Source organism: Paenibacillus dendritiformis (assembly GCF_945605565.1).
Lineage (GTDB): Bacteria > Bacillota > Bacilli > Paenibacillales > Paenibacillaceae > Paenibacillus_B > Paenibacillus_B dendritiformis_A.
The window spans coordinates 2,361,396-2,385,719 of the sequence record NZ_OX216966.1 but is presented as its reverse complement, the minus strand read 5'-3'; the positions used below and the strand labels follow the sequence as shown (position 1 = coordinate 2,385,719).

Sequence of the window (24,324 nt, the reverse complement as noted above, 5' to 3'; positions counted from 1 at the left end):
ATCAACCCATCCCAAAAAACTTCTTCATCCGAGTCAGCACGCCCTTCTTCTGATCAAGCGGCATCAACGGAACCGTATCCCCCAGAATGCGGCGGGCGATATTGCGGTAAGCGACCGCCGCGCGGGAATCCGGATTCATGACCGTCGGCTCCCCTGCATTCGCGGCCCGAATGACGAGCTCATCGTCCGGTACGATACCGAGAAGCTCGATATTCAGCACCTGTAAAATATCGTCCAGGTCAAGCATCTCTCCGCTCTTCACCATGCTGGAGCGGATCCGGTTCACGATTAGCTTCGGCGAGCCGACATTCGCATTTTCCAGCAGACCGATTATGCGATCGGCATCGCGCACGGCCGCATTCTCCGGTGTCGTAACGACAATCGCGCGGTCCGCCCCGGCGATGGCGTTTTTGAAGCCTTGTTCGATGCCGGCAGGGCAGTCGATAATAATATATTCATATTCCTTCTTCAATTCGAGAATGATATCCTTTACTTGCTCCGGCGAGACCGCATCCTTGTCTTTGGTCTGGGCGGCAGGCAGCATGTACAATTCATCGAACCGCTTATCCTTGACGAGCGCTTGGTTCAATCGGCAGCGGCCGTCGGCCACGTCGCAAATATCATAGATGATTCGGTTCTCCAGCCCCATGACGACATCGAGGTTGCGCAAGCCGATATCGGTGTCGACCATGCATACTTTTTTACCGAGCAGAGCGAGCGCGGTCCCCAAATTCGCCGACGTCGTCGTCTTGCCGACGCCGCCTTTCCCCGAAGTGACGACGATAGCCTCTCCCATAGTTCTTCTACACTCCTTTGAACAAAGTAATGTCCTTGCGGACGCGATGAAGCTGCGAGATTTTGTCAATTTGCATCATGCCGTCTTGGATATACGCAAATTCCATATGAGCCTGCGATACCCCCCATTCGTCAGGCGGGCGGCTGATGACATCCGCGATGCGCAGCTGCGTCGGCGCAAACAGCGAGGCGGCGATAACCGCCCCGGCCTCTCCATCGACGCCGGCATGGGCTGTGCCCCGCAGAGCTCCGAATACGAATATGTCTCCGCTGCTAATAATCATTCCGCCCGGATTGACGTCGCCAAGGAACAGCAGATGCCCGTCATGGCGGAGCACCTGCCCCGAGCGAACCATTCCGGTCATCGTATGAACGCGGTACCCTTGCGCTTCCTTCTTGACATCGGCGTCCGATTCCAGCGATCGGATTAGCAGATTCCCCCGCTGCCGCAAAATGTTGAGCATCTCTGTCTTTTGCTCATCGGCAGCGGTACGGGCTCCTAACTTGACATCGACATACACAAGCGGTCCGTCGAAAAAATGCGGTGTATGGTCAAGCTTGTCGCGCAATTCTTGCAACAAGTCTGTAAATTCGCACTGATCGTCAAGCAGGAACACGAGGCCGTCTTTCATGCCTTTAATCGTTACCAATGGCTTGGCCGTCATGAAATGTCCCTCCCCACGGTTATCTTTTTCGTGACGGATAAGAAAAGTTCCTGCAAGAAAGCCGTGAATCGTAAGAAAAACCTCTGTCGAAGCCCCTCGAAAAGGAGCGATCGCCAACCGAGGCTGGTGAACATCTCTCCTTCCCCACCCGGCTTCAGCACCCGAGCTGCGCTTGAAAACAGCATCAGCCGCCTGGACGAAGTGCCCAAAGACGGCTGCTTAGTCTTGTTCATTTTCAGCGGTTCCCGACTGAAGCTCGAACCATTTCCGCATCGGAACATAGATTGCCAGCGCAAACAGCAGCTGTACGAACAGACTCGGAATCAAATAGTCGAAAAGCGCAACTTCATACGTCATTTTGCTCAAGTTGAACAGCGAATAGATAGCGAACAGTATCGTATGGTACAAGAAGCTTCCCACGACTGCCGCTGCCATCATCGGTATGAGTGTGATGTTCCGTCCGGGAAAGAGAAGCCCCGCCAAATAGCCGAGCAGCCCCATGCTGAACGCATGCGGGCCAATCATATGCCCGTAGTATACGATATCCTGCAAAAATCCGAACGCAAGTCCCATAATAAGCGCCGTGTGACGATGCTGATAGATGCCGTGATAGAGCACTACGATGAATATGAACTGCGGAATAATGCGCCCCTGCCACATATCCGGAATGATGAGCGGAAGCAGCGTCCCCTCCAATACGAACAGCACGAACATGAAGCCAATCATCCAATTCCGGTTCATCACTTATCCTCTTTCTTCGATCCGTTCTCTTCCGGATCCGGCGTGAAGACGATGAAGAGCTCGCGCCAGTCGCGGTAGGTGGCTGCCGGTTCGATAGTAGCGGTCCGCGTCAGTCCCAGGTCTCCTTGCTGCAAAGAGACGACGGTGCCGATAATTAGCCCGCCCGGGAATACTCCGCCGAAGCCGGAGGAAATAATCGTATCTCCCACCTTCACCTTGTCGTTCTCTTCTATCCGTGTCATCGTGAAGGTGCCGCTGCTGTGATCATACGACTCAATCATGCCGAAGGAATCGCTTTTGCCAAGCACTGTCGCCGAAATCGGCCGCGAATTCGGATCCTTCTCGTCCAGATTGGTCAACAGCTGCACGGTGGAGGAGAATTCGTACACGCGGCTGATCGTCCCCACTACGCCATCGACAGAGATGACAGGCATCCCTTGGCGGACGCCGTTGATCTCCCCAAGATTGAGGTTCAACGTCTGGTTGAACGGATCGGCTACGTTAATGGAGGACACTTGCGCAATCCGGTACTCATACGGCAGGTTCAACTGCTTCTGGCGCTCGGTGAACTTGAGCTCCTCCATGAGCCGTTCGTTCGTTGCCTGAACTTCGCTGTAATAAGCCTTGTCACGTATGTAGTGGGCCTCCACAATCTTCAGACGCTCATTCTCTTCATGCAGTTCCTTCAAGGTCGCGATATCATGAAAAAAATTCGATACATAGGAAGCCGGCTTATACACCAGCTGCTGCACGAACGTTACCGTATCGTGCACGATTTTCTCCGGCCACGACATCTTCAGCCGCCCGCCCAAGGTAAAGCCCATCAATGCGATAAACAAAATAAGTCCGAACAATAGAATGATTAACCGTTTGTTCCCCAACAGCTTAAACAGTATCAACACCTTCTCATCGTAAAGCGGTACTCGTTCCTCCTCGAAACAGAGCCCGCGCCGAGGGAACGGACCAGCGCGGGGCCAATAGCTTGGTTATCGCTTGGAGCGAAGGCCGGAGCTTCCGCGTCCCTTGAACAAGTGAATATTGTCGAGCGCGCGTCCGGTGCCGATAGCGACGCAATCCAGCGGGTTCTCCGCCACGATGACCGGCATCCCGGTCTCCCGCGCAAGCAGCTTGTCGAGATTGCGAAGCAGCGCTCCGCCGCCCGTGAGAACAATGCCCCGATCCATAATATCGGCTGCCAACTCCGGCGGACATTTCTCCAGCGTCACCTTGACCGCTTCCACGATCGAGTTGATCGTATCCAGCAGCGCATCGGTAATCTCATTCGAAGAGATGGACAGCGTCTTAGGCAATCCGGTCAGCAGATCGCGGCCCCGAATCTCCATCGTCTCCACCTCATCCAATTCCATCGCAGAGCCCAAATCCATCTTCAGCTGCTCCGCCGTGCGCTCCCCAATCATCATATTATACTGGCGCTTGATGTATTGAATGATTGATTCATCCATCTCATCGCCCGCAACCCGAACAGAGCGGCAAGTGACAATCCCGCCTAGCGAGATGACGGCGACTTCCGTCGTACCGCCGCCGATATCGACAACCATGCTTCCTGTCGGCTCCCATACCGGCAGATCGGCCCCGATCGCCGCCGCGAACGGCTCCTCGATCGTGTAGGCGTCTCTGGCGCCCGCTTGCTTCGTCGCGTCTTCCACCGCGCGCTGCTCGACGGCCGTAATGCCCGACGGCACGCAGACCATCACATTCGGATGGCGCGGGAAGAGCGAACGCTGCTTCTGCGCTTGCCGAATGAAATATTTAATCATCGTGGAGGTCGTGTCGAAGTCGGCGATAACGCCGTCTTTCATCGGACGGATAGCACGAATATTGCCCGGCGTGCGGCCGATCATCTTCTTGGCGGCTTCACCAACCGCTTCGATCGTCTTCGTATCCGTACGGATCGCGACGACAGACGGCTCGCGTACAACGATTCCTTTGCCACGAATATATACCAATGTATTGGCTGTTCCCAAGTCAATTCCCAAGTCTTTTGTAAAGCCACCTAGCATGTTGTCAATCTCCTTTTTATAGCCTCAATCTCAATCATTATATTACATGAGTCCGCGTTCCTTCAAACTCACATATTGATTATCTCCGATGACCAAATGGTCCAGCAGATCGATGCCGACAATCTCGCCCGCTTCGACGAGCCGTCTCGTGATGGCCGCGTCTTCCGGGCTTGGCGTCGGATCGCCGCTCGGATGATTATGCGCGCAAATGATGGAAGCCGCCCCGTATTTCAAGGCGGCGCGATACACTTCGCGCGGATGAACGAGAGAGGCGTCTAATATGCCGATCGTAATCGTTTGTTGAGCAATAATCCGGTTTTTCGTATTCAAGAAAAGACAAACAAAATGCTCCTGCTGATAGTACCGTATCGATTCCATCAGCCATTCCGCCGCATCCTGCGGCCGCCGAATCGTAATCGCATCGTCGCTGCGCGATCGCGCCATTCGCCTGCCAAGCTCCAATCCGGCCTTGAGCTGAATCGCCTTCGCAAGGCCGACTCCGCGGGTCTGCGTCAGCTCCGTCACCGACAGATCGGGCAGGTAACGCAAATGGCCTGCCCGGTTCAAAATGCGCTGCGCCAGGACGACGGCCGATTCGTCCTTCGTCCCCGTCCGCAGCAAAATCGCCAACAATTCCGCATGGCTTAACGCTTCCGCCCCGTATTGCAGCATGCGCTCTCTCGGGCGCTCGCTATGGGGCAGATCGCGAAGAAGCGGGTGATGTTCCATGTCGCACAACCTCCTGAATAGTGGATTGCGGCATTCCTATCCCAAGCTTCTTGCCTGCCGGACTCCCGGCATTCTATGGCACTCTGATTCCGAATGACTCAAGCATATCGGTCAGGAGCGATAACGGAAGACCTACTACATTGAAATAACAACCTTCGATTCGCTCGACTAACGTGGCTCCAACGCCTTGTATGCCGTAGGAGCCGGCTTTGTCCATCGGCTCTCCCGTCGCGATATAGCGGCGGATCCGCTCCGCGCTGCAGGGCTTCATATGTACGACCGTGGCCCGATGGCTCACGGCTGTCCGCCCATCGGATACATGGACGAGTGCGACGCCGGTATATACTTCATGCGATCGTCCCTGAAGCGCCGTCAGCGCCTGCTCCGCATCCGCTTCGTTCTCCGGCTTGCCGAGCACCGCGCCGTCAAGCACGACGATCGTATCCGAACCGACGACGATGCCGCCCTTCCCTTCGCTGCGCCGCATGCGGGCAACAGCCTCGGCCTTGCGCAAGGCCAATTGTTCGACGATGCGATCGGGCGGCCATCCGGGAGGCACCGTCTCGTCAGCATCACTGGGCTGGACCGAATAAGGAAGGCCCAGAGCGCGAATCAATTCCTGCCTGCGAGGGGAGGATGAAGCCAAAATCAATTCCGGTTGTAGTTGTGTCTGCATTGCCATGTTCATCCGCTCCTCGCCATTTTTTGACACCATTTTTATTATACGCGGAAGTTGACTTTGAAACAAACGCTTCCTGTTCCATTTGGCGCAAAAAAAGGCGGGAGTTTGTGGAAATGTTCCAGAAGCGCGCCGGGGCAATGCAGGGGGCATGTTTTATCCTTATGTTAGACGTGCGGCAGACCTCAAAGTTACGGAGGAAAATGTTGAGATTAACGCCAATCGTTCGCATAAATCCGCTTTTCAAACGCTGATGACTTCTTTTACAATAGAATGAGGTCTATCTGAACCATGATCATCCATAACGGAGTCTAGGAGGTTGGAAGCATGCAATATCGCAGATTGGGAGCAAGCGGGCTGAAAGTAAGCGAGATCAGTCTCGGAAGTTGGCTGACCTACGGAGGATACGTTGAACGCCAAAACGCCGTGCAGGCGATAGAGACCGCCTATGAGCTGGGCGTGAACTTCTTCGACACCGCCAATGTATACGAGCGCGGCGAGGCGGAGAAGGTCGTCGGGGAGACGCTGAGGGCCTATCCGCGCGAATCCTATGTGCTGGCTACGAAAGTATTCGGCGCCATGGGCGATTGCCCCAACGATCGCGGGCTGTCCCGCAAGCATATTACGGAGCAATGCCACGCAAGCTTGAAGCGGCTCGGGCATGATTACATCGATCTGTACTACTGCCACCGCTTCGACGATCAGACGCCAATGGAAGAGACGCTGCGCGCCCTGGACGATCTCCTCCGCCAAGGCAAGATTTTATATGTCGGGGTCAGCATGTGGACGGCGGCCCAGATGGCGGAAGCGCTGGCCATCGCCGATCGCTATTTGCTGGACCGGATCGTCGTCAACCAGCCCGTGTACAATCTGTTCGACCGTCATATCGAGAAGGAAGTCATTCCGTTCGGCGAGCGGAACGGGATTGGACAAGTCGTCTACTCGCCGTTGGCCCAAGGCTTGCTGACCGGAAAATACAGTTCCGAATCGGCATTCCCGGAAGACAGCCGCGCCTCCAAGCTGGAAGGGATGCGCAAAGGAATTACGCCGGAACGGATCGAGCAGGTCCGGATGCTCGCGGAGTTGGCCGGGGAGCTGAATATTGCGGTCGGCCAGTTGGCCATCGCCTGGATACTGCGCCAGAGCAGCGTAGCCAGCGCCCTCGTCGGAGCCAGCCGGCCGCAGCAAGTGAAGGAGAATGTGCTGGCTTCCGGCATCGAACTGACGCAGGACGTGTTGTCGCGCATCGAACAAATCATGGCCCCTCCCGCCAACTGATCTCCTAACGATCCTGCCTGTACAGAGAAGAAGCCGGCTGATGCCGGCTTCTTCTCTGTACGTCTCGAGAGGCTACGCCTTCATCGTATCCAGCCAGGAGCGTTCTGCAGACAGATACTGCATTACCGCTTGCTGAATGCTCCACAGATGCGAGGTGGACGGCTGCTTATTGTATTCATTAACGGCGCTAATCGCCGTGTTCATTGCTTGCACCAGCTTCGTCCAGGCATCGGCCGACTGCTTCGGCTGGCCCTTCTGCACCTTGCTCATGTGCTGGGTCCACTGCAGATGCTGCTTCCGCAGCTGCTCGGTATCTTTTGCCGCGAAGGCCGCGGATTCGGTTCCTTCCAGATGGGCAACCGATTGCGCCGTTAGCCAGCTGATGACATTGTCGCTGTCTTCCATGAACTGCTCCACATCAGCGGCGTTCCCCTGGAAGGCGAGCTGCGTCAAGGCCGACCGGCTCATCTCCCGGACGTACAAGTCGATCTGCCGGTTCTTCAGCAGCTGGCTCAAGCTCATCGCATCCTCGCGGGCGGAAGCGATAGCCGCGTAGACGCGATGCTGGCCCTCCTGCTCCTCCATCGCCGCCATTCCCTTGTCCCGCAGCTCCCCTATCGCCGTCTTGGCTCCCTCCGGCTTGTCGAAGACTCCATATTGAAGCATATAGAATGTCTTCTCCGGAATGTTCACGTCAGTGACGTAGACGCCTGCCGCTTGCCAAGCCGCTTCCGACTTGTCCCCATTGCCGGCCGGCTGGGCGGTGGCCGGAATGGCGGCAGAGTCTGCCGGCTGCTTGTCTGAGGCGGTCTGAGCCTGCTTCCTGCCGTCAGACGTCTGCTCCGCTTGCCCGGACAGATTCGGCAGCCCCGCCGTCGGATCCGGCAGCTTCACTTCCCCCTTGAACAGGGAGAGCGCGATGAAGCCGAACACCGCTCCCGTCGCCAACGCCCCGGTCACGGAAGCGAGCACCTTCCACAGAGACGGCTTGCGGGTACGGGTATGCACCCCGTTCCACGTCCATTCCCCTTGCTCGCTCATCGATTCGCCCGCCGGATCGGCGATAGAGACCGGAAGCGGATAGCGCTGGGCCGACTGCTTGTCCGACTCCCGGATGAAGCTCTCAATCCGGCGTATCTCGTCCTCCTCCCCGCTGGCAGGGATTACGGGATCACTCTCCCGTTCCGAATGCGGGCGCCCATGCGCATCCGCTGCTTCTTCGGCTTCCGGACCGTCCGGCAGCGCCCCCGCCTCTTCGGCAATCGTATCTATGGCATAAGCCGTCTGCTCAAGGTCCGCCTGCTCCCGGCCGTCCCGCTCGTTCTGCTCCCGTCCGGATGCCGATCCGGAATCTCCGAACCGGAATGTCATTTTGCTGTGCGAACGATTCATCCTGCTCCACCTCACCTTGTCCTCTTCTTTACTATGAAATCTATGATAGATTCCAAGGCATTAGAACCTTCTCTGTCTATGAAAATGAAATATGGCATATCGCGTGCTAGATTCGCCGAGGTACTCTCTCAAGGGGGCATAACATACGATAGAACATCGGAAAGGGGGGGATTCAGCATGGAAAACTTGTTTGAGCAGGATGAGCGCCGTTACAACGCGTACGACGCATTCGCCGCTTCGTCCGCTGCCATATCGGCCGCATGAAATGCCAAAAGACCATTCCGCTATTGGAATGGTCTTCTCGATGATCGGTTATGCCTGCGTCTGCAGCAATGTTTTTAGGGCGTACGCTGTCTTCCATATATCGCCCGCGCCCATCGTCAGCACCAGATCCCCCGGCTGCACGAGCGCCTTCAGCCGCTCCAGCGCATCGTCCTTGCTGGCGATATATTGCGCATGGCCGTTGCTGTTCTCCCGAATGCGGTTCACGAGCGCGGCAGCCGTAACCCCTTCAATCGGCTTCTCTCCTGCCGGCGAATAAATATCGGTCACAATCAGCTCATCCGCCTCCGTAAAGGCGCGGCTGAACTGCTCGAACAGGAAATAGGTCCGCGAATACCGCTGCGGCTGAAAGACGGCCACGAGCCGGCGCCCGGTCGCCTTGGCCGCCGTCAGGGTCGCCTCAATCTCTGTCGGATGATGAGCATAATCATCGACGACCAGAATGCCGCCCTCTTCCCCGACAACTTGAAAGCGGCGCTTCGCGCCAATGAATTCGGTGATCGCCCCGGCAGCGCGCTCGAAGGAGACTCCCGCCTGCATCGCGACGATCAGCGCAGCCATCGCGTTCAGCACATTGTACCGGCCCGGTATGGACAGGCGGACGCTGCCCAGCGTCTCGCCGCGATGACGCATCCGGAATGTCATCCCGCGACCCTCGGCTTGGACATCGTCCGCCGTATAGTCGGCAGCCTCGTCGATCCCATAAGTGACTACCCCTTGGCCAAGCCGCGGAGCCATGCTGCGCAAGATCGGATCGTCGGCGCACAGCACGGCGATCCCGTCTGGACTGCGCTGGGACAGGAACTGAACATACGCAGCTTTGAGCCGCTCGAAGTCTCCATCATAATTCTCCAAATGATCGGCTTCAATATTCGTAATCACGGGAATATAAGGATGGTAAGCGAGGAACGAGCCATCGCTCTCATCGGCCTCGGCGACGACGAATTCGCCGCTGCCCGCCCGGGCGTTCGTGCCCAGGTTCGTCACCTCTCCCCCGATAATATACGTTGGATCGGCGCCGCAGCGCTCCAGCACGAACGCAATCATCGACGATGTCGTCGTCTTGCCGTGCGCCCCGGCGACCGCCACGCCCTTCTTCGCATTCAGCAGCTTCGCCAGCATCTGGGAGCGATGCAGGACGGGAATGCCCCGCCGCTCCGCCGCGATGCGCTCCACATTATCGACAGGGCAAGCCGTCGAATATACGGCAATGTCGGCATCTTCGACATAACCGGCATCATGCCCGATATGTACCGTCGCTCCTTGCGCCTGCAGCTTCGCCGTCGCCTCGGATGCGGCCACGTCGGACCCGGAGACGGTGTATCCCATTTGCAGCATGACGCGGGCGATGGCGCTCATTCCATAGCCCCCGATGCCGATAAAATGAATATGTTCCGTCGTCTTCACACGAACTCACCAACCTTTTTCCGAATCGGTCCGATGCAAGACGTACGAGCGAACGTCCGCAATCAGATATAATGTGCCGGTAACCACTGCCAGATCGCCTGGTTCGGTCATCGCCTTGAGCCGTTCTAGGGACTCGCGCCAGTTCGGCTCTACTGCAATCTGTGGGCGGCGCGAGGCTGTTGCCAGCAATTCTTCTGCAATATGACTCAAGTTCTCCGCACTCATCTTCTTGCGGAAATCAGGTTCCGTAAAAATGAGAGTATCCGCTAAAGGAAGTATATGACGCAGCACATCATGATGATTCTTGGTGGACAGCATCCCCATCATCACATGCAGCCGCTTGTAACGGTACGTGTCGCGCAGCGCCTGAGCGAGCGTCTCCGCTCCTTCCGGATTATGAGCTCCGTCCAGCAGGATGCGCGGCTGCTCGCTTACGATCTCCAGTCTTCCCGGCCAGGCCGCGCTGCGCAGGCCCGCCCGGAGCTCCTCGTCATCCACCCGGAAAGCCATATATTGTCTCAGCACCTCGAGCGCCATCAGTGCCGCGGCGGCATTCTTCATCTGATGCGCGCCGTTCAGCGTAATCGCCAAGTTCTCCAGCTCACGGAACGGGCCGCGGAAATGGAAGGTTTGCTCGTTCTCCTCGGAATGCAGCGCCTCGAAGCGGAATTGTTCGCCCATCAAGTAGAGCGTGGAGCGCCGTTCCGCTGCCGTACGGCGGATAACATCGATCGCCTCCGGCTGTTCCACCGTGCTGACAATCGGCACGCCTGGCTTGATAATGCCGGCCTTCTCCGCCGCCACCTGCTCGATCGTGTCGCCCAAAATATCCATATGATCATGCCCGATATTCGTAATAACCGATACGATGGGCGTCACGATATTAGTAACGTCAAGCCGGCCGCCCAATCCGGTCTCCAGGACGACAACGTCGGGATAAGCTACCTTCGCATAGTAGCAAATCGCCAGCACCGTCGATACCTCGAACATCGTCGGCGAGCCGAGCGGCGTCGCCGCGATCTCGTCCACCAGCGGCTTCAATTCATTGGCCAGGCGGAGGAGCGTCTCTTCCGGAATATCTTCATTATTGTATTTGAAACGGTTCGTAAACTTCTCAATGTACGGCGAAGTGAAGGTACCGACATCGTAGCCGTTGGCCATCAGCATGCTGGTCAGCAGCGCACAGGTGGAGCCTTTGCCGTTCGTTCCGGCTACATGAATGAACTTCAGGCGGCGATGCGGGTGGCCGAGCTTCTCCATCATGAGCTCGACCCGCTCCAATCCGGGACGGATGCCAAAAGGAATCAAAGAATTAATCCAATCAATCGCAGCTTCCGCCGTCGCAAAGGAGTCCGTGGCAGCAGACAGGTTCGTTCGTTGGTTGTCCGACATAAGCAATTCATCCTTACCTATGAACTCATCGACGGCCGAACCGATATGGAGACGAATCCCCACCGGTTCGGCCGTTCAATGGCAGTCTCGATTACACTTCTCTCAATTCCGCAATGCGCGCCATCACCTTGTCGCGCTTGCCGCTGTAATCCTGCAGCTTCGCGCGTTCTTCCGCCACGACCTTCTCTGGCGCCTTCGCCATGAAGCCCTCGTTGGACAGCTTCTTCTCAACGCGCTCCACTTCCTTGTTCAGATGCTCGACCTCTTTCTCCAGCCGGGCGATCTCTTGCTCGATGTCGATCAGGCCCGCCAGCGGCAGATACAGTTCGGCACCCGTCACGACGGCCGTCATCGCCTTGCCCGGAGCGGACGCATTCAGGTCGACGGACAGCTTGGACGTGCCGCAGAAGCGTTCCACGTACTCGATATTATTGTTGATGTTCCGGTCATATTCCGCATTCGCCGGCTTGACGAGCAACTCGATCTTTTTGCTCATCGGCACGTTCACTTCCGCCCGAATATTTCGCACGGCCCGGATCATATCCATAAGGAGCGACATCTCGCTCACGGCATCCGGCGCTTCGAAGGCGGCGTCGTATTCCGGCCAGGCCGCCAACGTAATCGTGTCGCCCTGATGCGGCAAATGCTGCCAGATCTCCTCGGAGATGAACGGCATGAACGGATGAATCATGCGCAGCGTCCGATCGAGAACGTAGGCAAGCACCGATTGCGTCGTCTTCTTGGCCGCCTCATCCCCGTTATACAGGCTGAGCTTGGCGAATTCGATATACCAGTCGCACAGATCGTCCCAGATGAAGTTGTACAGGACACGGCCGGTCTCTCCGAATTCGTAGGCGTCCATGAGACGCGTAATGTCGCGGGCCGTCTCGTTCAGACGATGCAGAATCCAGCGATCCGCGGTGCCGAGCTTGCCGGACAGATCAATGTCTTCATAAGTGAAGCCTTCCAGGTTCATCAAGGCGAAGCGGGACGCGTTCCAGATCTTGTTCGCGAAATTGCGGGCCTGCTCCACCCGTTCCCAACGGAAGCGCAGATCCTGTCCCGGCGTGCTGCTCGTCGAGATCATGAAGCGCATTGCATCCGCGCCGTATTTCTCGATAACTTCGAGCGGATCGACGCCGTTGCCGAGCGACTTCGACATCTTGCGCCCGTCGGCATCGCGCACCAAGCCGTGCATAAGCACATCCTTGAACGGAATCTCGCCCGTGAATTCAAGCGCGGTGAAGATCATGCGGGCAACCCAGAAGTAAATAATGTCATAGCCCGTTACCAGCACGTTGGTCGGATAGTAACGCTTCAGATCGTCTGTCTGCTCCGGCCAGCCGAGCGTAGAGAATGGCCACAAGGCGGAACTGAACCACGTGTCCAGCACATCCTCGTCCTGTCTCAGCTTCGCGCTGCCGCAGGAAGAGCAGGAAGCCGCATCCTCGCGCGCGACCGTCATATGTCCGCAGTCCTCACAGTACCATGCAGGAATGCGGTGTCCCCACCAGAGCTGGCGGGAAATGCACCAGTCGCGCACATTTTCGATCCACTGCAGATAGGTCTTCTCGAAGCGCTCCGGAACGAAGCGGACACCTTTGCCGTTCTTCTGGGCCTCGATAGCGGCCTCTGCCAGCGGCTTCATCTTGACGAACCACTGCGTCGACAAATACGGCTCGACGACCGCGCCCGTCCGCTCGCTGTGCCCGACCTGATGGACATGGTCTTCAATCTTGATGAGCACGCCTTGCGCTTGCAGATCCTTGACAATCTGCTTGCGGCACTCCGCACGATCCAGTCCCTGGTAGGAGCCGGCAGCTTCATTCATCTTGCCGCTCTCATCCATGACATTGATCTGCGGCAAGTCGTGGCGCAGCCCCATCTCGAAGTCGTTCGGATCATGCGCCGGCGTAATCTTCACGGCGCCGCTGCCGAATTCCTTGTCGACGTAGTCGTCCGCGATAATCGGGATCTCCCGGCCGACAATCGGCAGCACCAGCATCTTGCCAATCATATGCTTGTAACGCTCGTCCTCCGGATGAACGGCTACCGCGGTGTCGCCAAGCATCGTCTCCGGACGGGTCGTCGCGACCGTGATCGAACCGCTCCCGTCCTTAAGCGGGTACTCCAGATGATAGAGGTGGCCCTGCACTTCCTTATATTCGACTTCGATATCGGACAGCGCCGTGCGGGCTGCCGGATCCCAGTTAATGATGTATTTGCCGCGGTAAATGAGCCCTTTCTCGTACAGCTTGACGAATACTTCCCGGACCGCGCGGGAGAGCCCTTCATCGAGCGTGAAGCGCTCGCGGGAATAATCGAGCGAGAAGCCCATCTTCGCCCACTGCTCGCGAATCGTCTCGGCATAGACGCCTTTCCATTCCCAGACGCGCTCCAGAAATTTCTCGCGGCCCAAATCGTAGCGGTTGAGGCCTTCTTCCCGCAGCTTCTGCTCCACCTTCGTCTGCGTCGCGATGCCGGCATGGTCCGAACCAGGCAGCCAGAGGGCATCATAGCCCTGCATCCGCTTGGAGCGAATAATGATGTCCTGCAGCGTGAAATCGAGCGCATGCCCGATATGCAGCATCCCGGTTACGTTCGGCGGCGGGATCACGATCGTGAATGGCTCGGCATCTAGCCGGCTTCCGGCTTTGAAATATTCGCCTTCCTGCCAATAGGCGTACCATTTCTGTTCCGCCGCCTTCGGATCATATGTGGTCGGCATGGTCAACTGTTCCTGACTCTCTGACATAAGCATTCCCTCCGTTATGACAAATAAAAAAACCTTCCGCCGCAAAGGACGAAAGGTTCGACTTCCGTGGTACCACCCTTAATTCCGCCAAGCGTCTCATGATCATCGCATGAACGCGGCGGCACTCCACTGCATGTAACGGATGCGGCCGTCCCCTTCTAGCGCGCGGCGGCACATGCCGAGCACCGGGCTCATACACTGCCGTGACGCGTTCAAACGGGCAACTCCCAGGTGACTTCAGCGGGACGCTCCTGCAGGCGTTACACCTCATCGCTCTGCTCTCTGTAAGGGGCCTTGACGCTTACTCTTCCTGTTCGACGTCTTTACTCCGTGGCCTCAGCACAAGCGCTGACAACCACATGTTTACGATATATTTTACCTTCGCTCTCCACATGAGTCAATAGAGGGCTTGAAATCGTTCCTTGTATTAGTCATATCCCGTTTTTCCACTCTCATAACATGTACTATAGGAGGTGGTCCTCACATGGAACGTTGGTGGTGGCGTATTCGACATTCGGTAAAAGGAGTCATCTTTCCGCTCATCTGCCTGCAGTTTGTCCGGACGCTGCTTCTGCCAACCGGACTCGATGTGTTTTTGCTGTTCGCGCTGTTCCTCGTGTATCTCGGCTTTTTGCTCGATATATACTGAGTTCGCGGCAAGCTTTCCCACCATGCGCATACCGCAATACAAGACCCGTCCGCGAACTTCGCCGGACGGGTCTATTGTGTTCCGGTTCAGGAGGTCACCGGAATATACAGCACCTGGCCTTCCGTCACATTCTGGTCGGACAGGCGGTTATATAACACGATTTCATTCGAATTCATCTGATAGCGATCCGCGATCGTATCCAGCGTCTCTTCGCGCTGCACAATGCACATGCGGACTTTTTTGAAGCCTTGCTCTTCGTTCACACGCTGCAGGAACAGGGACTGCCACTTCACATCGTCGCCTGTAGTCATCTTCGCCGCTTCCAGCGCCGCTTCTTCCTCGGCCTGCTTCGTCTCGGCTTCCCGCTGCTCCCGCTCCTTCGTCTGCCGGCTTGACTGCAGCAGAGAGCTGAAGCCGACACCGCTCGCGGCCGGCGCCTCTGCCGGCTTGGAGCTGTTGATCGCGATCTTCATCTCCGGCTTGGCATCCGCTGCGCTTGCGGCGGCCGCGGCGGCATCCTCAGCCGGCTCGGCCTCCGCTTCCTCGCGCGGTTTCGCCTCCGCCGCCGTCTGCTCTTCAGATCCGCCCGCCTCCCCGACGGAGGCTTCGGCGATAGAGGCTTCGGCGGCGGGTGCGGAGGCGGCGGGTGCCGCGGATGCCACCGATGCAGACGCTTCGGACGGCTTCTCTTCCGCCCGGGGCTCCGCCTGCGCCTCGACTGCAGGCTCCGGCACGGACGCAGGCTTCGCCTCCGGCACGTGCGCAGATGCTGCCGCGGTCTGCGGCTCCGGCAGATTCCACTTCGCTGGTTCCTTCCCGGTGCGGCCCGTCGGTACAACTTCCTCTGCTTCCGGCGCGGACGCAGGCTCTGGCTCCGGTTCTGGCGCTGGAGCTGAGGCGGCCCAGCTCTGCGGCTGCGGCATATTCCACTTCGCCGCCTCCTCCCCGGTGCGGTCTGCAGACGCTTCGGACGGCATCTCCTCCGCTTCCGGCTCAGCGGCCAACTCCTCGTCGAGCCCACGGTGCTCCGGCTCGCCCTCCTGACCGTTGTCCGCGCCGAATGCCTCCGCTTCGGCCTTCGGCGCCGCAGGCGGCAAATCCGTTACGCTTGGAAAGGCCCATGGCGCATGATCCCAGGTGAGCCCGGTCCCGCCCGGGTCCTGCTCTGGCTCGGCCTCTTCCGCTTCCGCATTCGCCGCAGCCTTCTTCGATTCTCCTATCTGGTCAATGTATTCGGAATACGTCTTCTCGCGTACAGGTTCGGCCGCCGGTTCGGGGACAGCTTGCCATTCTTCTTCGCGCTGCTCGGTGCCGTCGGCCAAGGAACGGATGCGGGCCACGGCATCAAGCGCCTCCGGGCTCGGAGGCCGCGACGTTTCTTCTCCGTAATCCCGAAGCCACTCCGGTTCATCCGATCCGCGCTCCTCCTCCGTCTGATGGACGACAGTGAATTGCTCCGGCTCCCAGCTCGACGGTTCGGCCGGCTCCATCGCAATGCCCTTAAGCGACAAAATGCCCGTAATGTTAAGAGAGCGGGCAGACAACAGATCGACATCGAAATGCTCAATGTCGACGGAAATATCCTCCAAGCTCCGAATCCGGTTGAGCGGCAGCGTGATCTCCACCGGAATCCAATGCTCCAGCGACTGACTGCCTCGGCCTTCGTCATCTCCCTCATAGACGCCCGCCAGCAGCAGGCTGCCCCGCACCGTCACTTGGTCTCCGGCCGGGATCACCTGAATGTGGGGCGTCAGTTCAACCTCTTCCAATTCGACGATACCGACACATTCGTCGGATAAATGAACCCGTTCATAAATATCAAATCTTAAGCCATATGCTTCCTCATACACGGACTGCTCCTCCTCCCGCAGTACTTCTGATCTCCGCCGTGATCGCGAATCTTCCCCTGACCCGGATGCATGTCTTGCTGGCTGGCGCGAGATCAGACTCGGTTCACTACTTCATGTATATGGACGGAAAAGGAGGAGCATGACTATATTTTTTGGCGCAGACGCGCCATGTCTTCGGGCCACGGCGCCTGAATCTCCAGCCATTCGCCCGATAGCGGATGGCGGAAGGTCAGCGCTTCCCCATGGAGCGCCTGCCGCCCGAACAGCCGGCCATCCCCGCCGTACAGCGTGTCTCCGGCCAGCGGGTGGCCGATATGGCTCATATGGACGCGAATCTGATGCGTCCTTCCGGTCTCCAGCCGGAGCTTCACCAGCGACAGCTCCCGGCCGGCCTGCTCAACGGCGTAATGCGTGACGGCCGGGGAGCCGGTCGGGCTTACCCGCCGGCGCGACGGATGATGCCGATCCTTGCCGATCGGCGCATCGATTGTCCCCGCGCGCATACGCGGGCAGCCGTGGACGATCGCCGCATAGCTGCGGCGAATCGCCTTGCTTCGCATGTCGGCATCCAATACCGCGTGCGGCAGCGCATGCTTCGCGATCAGCACCGGGCCTGTCGTATCCGTATCCAGGCGGTGAATATGGCGGACGCGCAGCGATTGGCCCGTCCATGCGTAATGGCATGCGACGGCATGCGCCAGACTGGCCCGCCTCTGCTCCTGCTCTGCCGTCGCCGCATGCACCGCCATCCCGGCAGGCTTGTAAGCGACCAGCACCGCATCGTCTTCATATAGAATTTCGGCGGGTTCATCCGCCGGCTCCGTCGTCATCGCTTCCTCCGGGAAAAGATGCATCCGCAGCCGATCCCCGGCTGTCCGGATTTGGTCCTGCGCCAGCATCCGGCGCAGCATGTTCGGCGGCATGCGAAGCGTCTCCAGCAGCCATGTGCGCAGCGCATCCTCCGACGCCAGAATGCGGCGCTCCGGCATGAACTCCGCCCACTCGCCCCGCCGCTTCCATCCGATCGCCATCTTCAACGGCCTCCTTTTTTATCGGGATCAAATTGGGCTTCCCGCGCTGCTTGCCGTTACACGGCACTAGCCCGCGACGGGAGCCGCTGCTCGATCCGGCTCACAAAAAACCGGCCGCCGTGTCAACTTCGACTGACACCGGGGCCGGATATGCTCTTACAGACGTTTCAGCGCTTCATAGTGCGCTTCGATCGTCGCATCCAGATCTTGATCGGTATGCGCCGTCGATACGAACATCCCTTCGAACTGGGATGGCGCGATGTTGACGCCCCGATGAAGCAGCTCGGCAAAATAGCTGCGGAAGCGATCCAGGTCGGACGTGCGCGCGGAATCGAAATTGGTGACCGCTTGCTCCGTGAAGAACGGGCAGACCATCGAGCCGACCCGATTGATCGTGCAGGCAATGCCCGTATCCCGCGCATTGCGCAGGAAGCCTTCCTCGAGCTTGGCCGCCTTGCGCTCCAGCTCCTCGTACACGTCCGGGGTCAGCAGCGACAGCGTCGTATAGCCGGCCGCCATTGCCAGCGGGTTGCCGCTCAACGTGCCCGCCTGATAAATCGGCCCGCTCGGCGCCACCTGCTCCATATATTCCCGCTTGCCGCCGTACGCGCCGACCGGCAAGCCTCCGCCGATGACCTTGCCGAAGCAGGTCAGATCCGGCGTAACGCCGAAGCGTCCTTGCGCGCAGTGGTAGCCAACGCGGAAGCCGGTCATGACCTCATCGAAGATAAGCAGGCTACCGTATTGCTCCGTCAATGCCCGAAGCCCTTCCAGGAAGCCCGGCTGCGGCGGCACGACGCCCATATTGCCTGCGACCGGCTCAACAATGACACATGCCAGTTCCTCGCCGAAGCGTTCGAAGGCCAGCTTGACGCCCTCCAGATCATTGTAAGGCACTGTAATCGTATTGCTGGCCACGCCTTCCGGCACCCCCGGACTGTCGGGGAGGCCCAACGTTGCTACGCCGGAGCCCGCCTTGATAAGCAAGCTGTCCGCATGTCCGTGATAGGAGCCTTCGAACTTTAAAATTTTGCTCCGCTTCGTAATCCCGCGGGCGAGACGAAGCGCACTCATGGTCGCTTCCGTGCCGGAATTGACCATGCGCACGATATCGACGGAAGGGACCCGCTCCACCACCGTCTTGGCCATCATCGTCTCCAACTCGGTCGGAGCGCCGAAGCTCGTACCCTTGGCCGCCGTCTCCTGGATCGCCTGCACGACCTGCGGATGGGCGTGCCCGACGATAAGCGGCCCCCAGGAGCAGACATAATCGATAAATTCATTGCCGTCGATATCAAAAATGCGGGAGCCGCTGCCGCGCTCCACGTAGACCGGAGTCAAGCCGACCGATTTGAAGGCCCGGACCGGACTGTTCACGCCGCCCGGTATGTACTGCTTGGCTTCCTCGAATGCGGCCCGGGAACGGGCATCGCGGCGCGTAGATAAATTTTCCGTCATGGGAATCGCTCCTTCTATATTTATTCATCAGATGTGTGATACACTAGTACAAAATGCTTACGGACAAAAGAGGGAGTAGACATGATAGAGTTACTGAAAAGGGTTCCATTATTCACTGATCTCAGCGATGAACAGCTCGATATCGTCGCTTCCATCACCTCTCGCCGCGAATATCACCCGCATACGACGCTCTTCCAGCAAGGCGAGCCGGGCGATACATTCTGTATCGTCATGCGGGGGACGGTCAAAATCTATACTTCCAGCAGGCAAGGCCTGCAGAAGACGCTCGCCGTCTTCCAGGCGGGAGACAGCTTCGGCGAACTGGCCCTCATCGACGGCAAGCCGCGCTCCGCGACGGCCGAGACGCTGGAAGAGACCGTGCTGCTCACCGTCAACTCCGAGAGCTTCCATCTGATGATGCGCGCCCACTACGACATCGCCAAGCAGATTATGATCCAGCTCTGCAGCCGTCTGCGCTCGACGAACGGCCATGTCTCGGAGCTGACCTTCCTTGACGCGCCGAGCCGAGTCGTCAAGAACATTGTCCGCATCGCCCAGCATGAAGGGAAGCGGCAGGGCGACAAAATCCACATTCCCCACGCGTTCGATCCGGACGCGATGGCTGGACTGGCCGGCGTGCACCGTACCGTGCTCGAACAGGTAATCCGCGACTTGGAACAGCAGCGCATCTTATCGCTTGGCCACTCGCAATACACGATTGACGTGTCCAAGCTGTTCCAGAGCCCGTATGTGAACTGACCGCTCTATCCGATAATTCATACCCCCGGATGGCCGCCAAGGCGGACCGTCCGGGGGTTATTTGATGACGGGAGAACCCGGTGCCTTACTCCGCTTCCTTCAGCCAGCGGGCCGCGTCCTTCGCATGGTAAGTAATGATCGTATCCGCTCCCGCTCTTTTCAAGCCGACCAGCAGCTCCAGCGTCACTGCCTTCTCATCGATCCAGCCCTGGAGGGCAGCCGCCTTGATCATGGAATATTCGCCGCTGACATTATAAGCGACGACCGGAAGATCGAATTGGTCCTTCAGCGTACGGATAATATCCATATAGGCCATCGCCGGCTTCACCATCAGCATGTCCGCCCCTTCGGCGACATCGGCTTCCGCTTCGCGCAGCGCTTCACGCGCATTGGCCGGATCCATCTGATACGTCTTGCGGTCGCCGAACTGCGGAGCGGAATGAGCCGCATCCCGGAACGGGCCATAGAAGGCGGAGGCGTATTTGACCGAATAGGACATAATCGGAACCGATTCGAAGCCCGCCTCGTCCAGGCCGGCCCGAATGGCGTGCACGAAGCCGTCCATCATATTGGAGGGAGCGATAATATCGGCGCCCGCCGCGGCTTGGGATACCGCCGTGCGCACCAGATAAGCGAGCGACTCGTCATTGTCCACGATTCCGGTCTTCACCCCGTTGGCCTCATGCACATGAATCATCCCGCAATGGCCATGGTCCGTATATTGGCACAGGCACGTATCCGCGATAACGAGCAGCTCCGGGTGGCGGGCCTTGATCTGGCGCGTCGCCCGCTGCACGATTCCATCCTCTTCAAACGCGGAGCTGCCTGCCGCATCCTTCGTCTCCGGCACGCCGAAGAGCACGATTGCCGGAATGCCGAGCGCCGCGATCTCATCGATTTCCGCATCGAGCAGATCGAGGGAGAAATGGTATACGCCCGGCATCGATGCAATCTCTTCCTTGATTCCGGTGCCGCAGGTTACAAATACAGGCATGATGAGATCATGCGGAGTAATCACCGTCTCTCTCACCATATTGCGAATGGCCGCCGTCCCGCGCAGGCGGCGGAGCCGTGTTGTCGGATATGCCATACTGATTGCCTCCTTGGAAAGTTATCGGGGTTGTTCAAAAAAGCTTATTCTTCATCTTGCCTAACTCCAACATGGCCTCCATCAGTCCATCGATCGTCGAGGAAGCCGCGATCGCGTCAACGTGCAGTCCGGCTTCCCGGGCCGTCCGCGCCGTAATCTCTCCGATACAGGCGATGCTGGCGCCGCGCAAGGCCTGCGCAGGATCGTCCATCCCCATCCGGCGCAGCGCCGCCATCAGGTTGGTCACGGTCGAGGAACTGGTGAAGGTCACGATATGAATCATCTGCTGTTCCAGCATTTCGATTAGTTCCGGGTCGTCTTCCTCCGGCAGCACTGTCTCGTACAGATCCACCTCGTCCGCATGCAGTCCATGCGCGTCCATCGTCTCCCTCAGCCACGATCGGGACAAGTCTCCGCGCGCGAGCAGCACCCGCTGCCCGGCTGCGGCATGAGGACGCAGCGCATCCCAGACGCCTTCCTGGCTGAACTGGGATGCGGCAATATCCGGTTGGATTCCATATTCCTGCAGCGCCTCCGTCGTCTTCGGCCCTACCGAGACGATGCGGACATGGGCCCACTGACGGATATCCGCTCCATGCTCCCGCAGGTGGCGGAACCAGAAGCGGACGCCGTTGACGCTCGTCAGCACGAGCCAATCATACGCGTCCGGCCGGGTGAGCGCCTTGCGCAGCGCTTCGCGGGAAGCCGGCGATTCCGGCATTCTGAGCTCGATAACCGGATACTCATACGGCTCCCCGCCGGCATCCTCAATCCGGCGCGTCAACTCGCTCGCTTGGTCCCGGGCGCGCGTCACCAGCACGCGCCGGCCGAACAGCGGGCGGCTCTCCGCCCATTGCAGGCGCTCCCGCTCCAGCACGACCTCGCCGACGACGATGACGGCCGGCGATCCGAAGCCGGCCCGCTCCACCTCATCGGCAATCGTGGCCAGCGTGCCGGTTATCGTCGCCTGCTCCGCCCGCGTTCCCCAGCGGACGAGCGCCACCGGCGTATCCGGAGCGCGCCCGCAGGTCATCAGCCGCTCCGCGATATAGCGCAGCTTCGCCACGCCCATCAGAAAGAGCAGCGTCCCTGTCGCTTGCGTCAGCTTGTCCCATTCGATCATCTCGTCCAGCTTGTCCGGACTCTCGTGGCCGGTAACGACGCAGAAGGACGACGCTCGATTCCGATGGGTCACCGGAATTCCGGCATACGCCGGCGCCGCCACGGCGGAGGTTACGCCGGGGACGATCTCATAGCGGATGCCATGCTCCGCCAGCAAGGCCGCCTCCTCGCCCACGCGTCCGAATACGCAAGGATCCCCGCCCTTCAGCCGGGTCACCGTATGCCCCTCCAAGGCCAACTCGACGAGCAGCCGGTTGATGTCTTCCTGCTTCATCGCATGGCGATCCGGCAGCTTCCCTACATATATTTTGCGGGCTCCGCGCTTGGCGTACTGCATCAGACGCGGACCTGCCAAGCGGTCATAGACGACAACATCCGCTTCCTGCAGACAGCGCAGTCCTTTTACCGTAATCAATCCGGCATCTCCGGGCCCGGCGCCGACCAAATAGACGACGCCCTTCGGGCGGGGGTGCTGCTCCATCCGATATCTCCCCTTTTAAGGCAGCATCCGGTCCGCGCCGCGATCCAACAGCCGCTGAGCGACCGCAACACCGAGCGATTCGGGATGTTCCCCTTCCATCGTTTCTCTCAATATCGTTCCATCTTCGGCGGAACCGACCAATCCGGTCAGCCGCACCGTGCCACAGGCCCCGACAAGCACCGCGTGCGCGCCGATCGGCACCTGGCAGCCGCCGTTGAGCCGGCCGAGAAAAGCCCGTTCCGCCTGCACCGTGCGGGCGGTATCCGCATCATGATAGCATTCCAGCAGCTTGCGCAGGTCTTCATCTTCCTCGCGGCATTCGATGCCGAGGGCGCCTTGCCCTACCGCAGGCACGCATTCCTCCTCAGACAAATAGGAGGTGATGCGATCCTGCCATCCCATGCGGTGGAGCCCTGCCGCCGCCAGCACGATGGCATCCAGCCCCTCCGTCTCCAGCTTGCGCAGGCGGGTGTCGATATTGCCGCGCAGCGGTTCAATCTTCAAGTCAGGCCGCAGCGCCTGCAGCTGACAGGAGCGGCGCAGGCTGCTCGTGCCTACCGTTGCGCCCTGCGGCAGATCGTCCAAGGAGCTTCCCGTCTTCATGATCAAGCCGTCGCGCGGATCCTCCCGCTTCGGAATGGCTCCAACCATTAGCCCTTCCTGAAGCTGCCACGGCATGTCCTTCATGCTGTGGACCGCCATATCTATCTCGCGATCCGCCAACGCCTGCTCGATCTCCTTGACGAACAACCCCTTGCCGCCGACCTTCGAGAGCGTAACATCCAGGATACGGTCCCCTTTGGTCACGATTTTCCGAATCTCGAACCGGTAGGGCAAGCCTTTCCGCGCGCAGATCGCTTCCAACGCGGAGATGACGTGGCCGGTCTGGGTAAGCGCCAAGGCGCTTTGCCGGGTTCCAACGATAATTGTACGCATATGAATCCTCCTTATTGCCTGCCTGATAGCCTGCTATTCCTGTCCAGCAGCTGCCGCCTCACCTTCGCCGCGCCTTGCCGTTCGGCCCGGCTTCCGCGCCAGACAGTCCTTCCATGCCAGGTGCTTCGTCCGTTCCAGGCGAGCGCCTCGAATCCGGACATTGGCGTTCGAGCCACTCTTCCCAAGCGGGAGCTTCCTTGCCCTGCTCATAGGCCTGCCAGCAGACGCCGGCATACCGGCGCAGCAGCTCGTGACGGCGTTCCGGCGCCTCGACGCGGGCTCTAGTATCCCGGCGGGCCGACGAGAGACGGGCCGCCAGATCGGCCAGCCCGTCATCCACCTGCCCGGCCAGCTTCGCCGTAAGCCGGCGGGTCAACGTCGGGCTCGCTCCGCCTGCGTAGACCGCCACCTGAATCATCCCTTTGCGCGCGGAACCGGGGTTGGCGAAGTCGCTGCCCTCCGGATGATGCGCCAGATTGGCCAGCGCTCCGGCCCGGCGGGCATCCTCCGCCACCCGCTCGTTCACGGCCGGACGATCCGTGGCCGCGAATACGAGCAGGGCTCCCTTCACGTCGGCCGGCTCATATTCGCGTTCCCGATGAACGATCCGGCCCTCATATGCCAAGCGCCCAAGCTCCGGCGTCAACCTCGGGCTGACCACCGTGACTTCGGCGCCGCTGGCTAGCAATGATGATACTTTGCGCGCGGCAACGGGCCCGCCTCCGACCACGACGCACCGGCGCCCGGCCAGCCGAAGCATCATCGGATACAGCGGATAGGGCTCATCCGTATGCTCCATGTTCTCCACTCCC

At 59.1% G+C, this 24,324-nt stretch carries 22 protein-coding genes and 1 other annotated feature; of the genes, 4 read left to right on the top strand and 18 right to left on the bottom strand.

The window, feature by feature from the left end:
- Position 1: 1 nt before the first annotated feature.
- From minD to NNL35_RS10300, 7 genes are all read right to left on the bottom strand, one after another.
- On the bottom strand, positions 2–796 hold the full coding sequence (minD, locus tag NNL35_RS10330) for a septum site-determining protein MinD (protein ID WP_006676691.1): 795 nt from the start codon (positions 794–796) through the stop codon (positions 2–4).
- 7 nt (positions 797–803) lie between these two features.
- Positions 804–1,460 (bottom strand): septum site-determining protein MinC, encoded by a 657-nt coding sequence (gene minC / locus NNL35_RS10325; protein ID WP_006676690.1) that lies wholly within the window; start codon positions 1,458–1,460, stop codon positions 804–806.
- Positions 1,461–1,679: 219 nt separating this feature from the next.
- Positions 1,680–2,201, bottom strand: coding sequence for a rod shape-determining protein MreD (mreD, locus tag NNL35_RS10320; protein ID WP_006676688.1), 522 nt, complete (start codon positions 2,199–2,201; stop codon positions 1,680–1,682).
- Positions 2,201–3,103 (bottom strand): rod shape-determining protein MreC, encoded by a 903-nt coding sequence (gene mreC / locus NNL35_RS10315; RefSeq protein WP_040731095.1) that lies wholly within the window; start codon positions 3,101–3,103, stop codon positions 2,201–2,203. Before mreC ends, mreD begins: the two co-directional genes overlap by 1 nt.
- Positions 3,104–3,187: 84 nt before the next feature.
- A complete protein-coding gene (locus NNL35_RS10310) occupies positions 3,188–4,222 on the bottom strand; it encodes a rod shape-determining protein (RefSeq protein WP_006676686.1) in 1,035 nt (344 codons plus the stop codon).
- A gap of 42 nt (positions 4,223–4,264) precedes the next feature.
- On the bottom strand, positions 4,265–4,951 hold the full coding sequence (gene radC / locus NNL35_RS10305; protein ID WP_006676685.1) for a RadC family protein: 687 nt from the start codon (positions 4,949–4,951) through the stop codon (positions 4,265–4,267).
- A 73-nt stretch (positions 4,952–5,024) separates the two neighbouring features.
- Positions 5,025–5,627: a Maf family protein gene (locus NNL35_RS10300; protein WP_040731107.1), complete on the bottom strand. Its 603-nt coding sequence runs from the start codon at positions 5,625–5,627 to the stop codon at positions 5,025–5,027.
- 88 nt (positions 5,628–5,715) lie between these two features.
- On the opposite strand from NNL35_RS10300, the gene NNL35_RS10295 reads away from it, so the two are divergent.
- Both NNL35_RS10295 and NNL35_RS10290 read left to right on the top strand, forming a co-directional pair.
- Positions 5,716–5,907 (top strand): hypothetical protein, encoded by a 192-nt coding sequence (locus NNL35_RS10295; RefSeq protein ID WP_254553327.1) that lies wholly within the window; start codon positions 5,716–5,718, stop codon positions 5,905–5,907.
- Between the two features lie 50 nt (positions 5,908–5,957).
- Positions 5,958–6,908 (top strand): aldo/keto reductase family protein, encoded by a 951-nt coding sequence (locus NNL35_RS10290; RefSeq protein ID WP_006676683.1) that lies wholly within the window; start codon positions 5,958–5,960, stop codon positions 6,906–6,908.
- A 72-nt stretch (positions 6,909–6,980) separates the two neighbouring features.
- On the opposite strand, the gene NNL35_RS10285 is transcribed toward NNL35_RS10290, so the two are convergent.
- From NNL35_RS10285 to NNL35_RS10270, 4 genes are all read right to left on the bottom strand, one after another.
- Positions 6,981–8,300: an SPOR domain-containing protein gene (locus tag NNL35_RS10285; protein ID WP_006676682.1), complete on the bottom strand. Its 1,320-nt coding sequence runs from the start codon at positions 8,298–8,300 to the stop codon at positions 6,981–6,983.
- 312 nt (positions 8,301–8,612) lie between these two features.
- On the bottom strand, positions 8,613–9,989 hold the full coding sequence (gene murC / locus NNL35_RS10280; protein WP_006676681.1) for a UDP-N-acetylmuramate--L-alanine ligase: 1,377 nt from the start codon (positions 9,987–9,989) through the stop codon (positions 8,613–8,615).
- A 6-nt stretch (positions 9,990–9,995) separates the two neighbouring features.
- Entirely contained in the window at positions 9,996–11,381 is a 1,386-nt protein-coding gene (locus NNL35_RS10275; RefSeq protein ID WP_006676680.1) for a bifunctional folylpolyglutamate synthase/dihydrofolate synthase, read from the bottom strand.
- Positions 11,382–11,472: 91 nt separating this feature from the next.
- Entirely contained in the window at positions 11,473–14,142 is a 2,670-nt protein-coding gene (locus tag NNL35_RS10270; RefSeq protein ID WP_040731093.1) for a valine--tRNA ligase, read from the bottom strand.
- Positions 14,143–14,177: 35 nt separating this feature from the next.
- Positions 14,178–14,463: a binding site (T-box leader), on the bottom strand.
- 157 nt (positions 14,464–14,620) lie between these two features.
- On the opposite strand from NNL35_RS10270, the gene NNL35_RS10265 reads away from it, so the two are divergent.
- The gene (locus NNL35_RS10265) at positions 14,621–14,785 is read left to right on the top strand and encodes a hypothetical protein (RefSeq protein ID WP_167539899.1); all 165 of its coding nucleotides are present in this window, start codon (positions 14,621–14,623) and stop codon (positions 14,783–14,785) included.
- Positions 14,786–14,871: 86 nt separating this feature from the next.
- Here the strand turns inward: NNL35_RS10265 and NNL35_RS10260 are convergent, their stop codons facing one another.
- The 3 genes from NNL35_RS10260 to hemL form a co-directional block, all read right to left on the bottom strand.
- Positions 14,872–16,635, bottom strand: a complete 1,764-nt coding sequence (locus NNL35_RS10260; RefSeq protein WP_006676678.1) for a LysM peptidoglycan-binding domain-containing protein — start codon at positions 16,633–16,635, stop codon at positions 14,872–14,874.
- 143 nt (positions 16,636–16,778) lie between these two features.
- Positions 16,779–17,666, bottom strand: coding sequence for an RluA family pseudouridine synthase (locus NNL35_RS10255; protein ID WP_006676677.1), 888 nt, complete (start codon positions 17,664–17,666; stop codon positions 16,779–16,781).
- 156 nt (positions 17,667–17,822) lie between these two features.
- Complete coding sequence (gene hemL, locus NNL35_RS10250) at positions 17,823–19,124, bottom strand: glutamate-1-semialdehyde 2,1-aminomutase (RefSeq protein ID WP_006676676.1); 1,302 nt, start codon at positions 19,122–19,124, stop codon at positions 17,823–17,825.
- Positions 19,125–19,205: 81 nt separating this feature from the next.
- On the opposite strand from hemL, the gene NNL35_RS10245 reads away from it, so the two are divergent.
- Complete coding sequence (locus tag NNL35_RS10245; protein WP_006676675.1) at positions 19,206–19,883, top strand: Crp/Fnr family transcriptional regulator; 678 nt, start codon at positions 19,206–19,208, stop codon at positions 19,881–19,883.
- Positions 19,884–19,968: 85 nt separating this feature from the next.
- Here the strand turns inward: NNL35_RS10245 and hemB are convergent, their stop codons facing one another.
- From hemB to NNL35_RS10225, 4 genes are read right to left on the bottom strand one after another with little or no spacing between them, the layout of a single operon-like run.
- Positions 19,969–20,973, bottom strand: coding sequence for a porphobilinogen synthase (gene hemB / locus NNL35_RS10240; RefSeq protein WP_006676674.1), 1,005 nt, complete (start codon positions 20,971–20,973; stop codon positions 19,969–19,971).
- Positions 20,974–21,007: 34 nt separating this feature from the next.
- On the bottom strand, positions 21,008–22,576 hold the full coding sequence (gene cobA, locus NNL35_RS10235; RefSeq protein WP_006676673.1) for a uroporphyrinogen-III C-methyltransferase: 1,569 nt from the start codon (positions 22,574–22,576) through the stop codon (positions 21,008–21,010).
- Between the two features lie 15 nt (positions 22,577–22,591).
- Positions 22,592–23,512, bottom strand: a complete 921-nt coding sequence (gene hemC / locus NNL35_RS10230) for a hydroxymethylbilane synthase (RefSeq protein WP_006676672.1) — start codon at positions 23,510–23,512, stop codon at positions 22,592–22,594.
- Positions 23,513–23,570: 58 nt separating this feature from the next.
- Positions 23,571–24,311 (bottom strand): precorrin-2 dehydrogenase/sirohydrochlorin ferrochelatase family protein, encoded by a 741-nt coding sequence (locus NNL35_RS10225; protein ID WP_006676671.1) that lies wholly within the window; start codon positions 24,309–24,311, stop codon positions 23,571–23,573.
- Positions 24,312–24,324 lie beyond the last annotated feature (13 nt).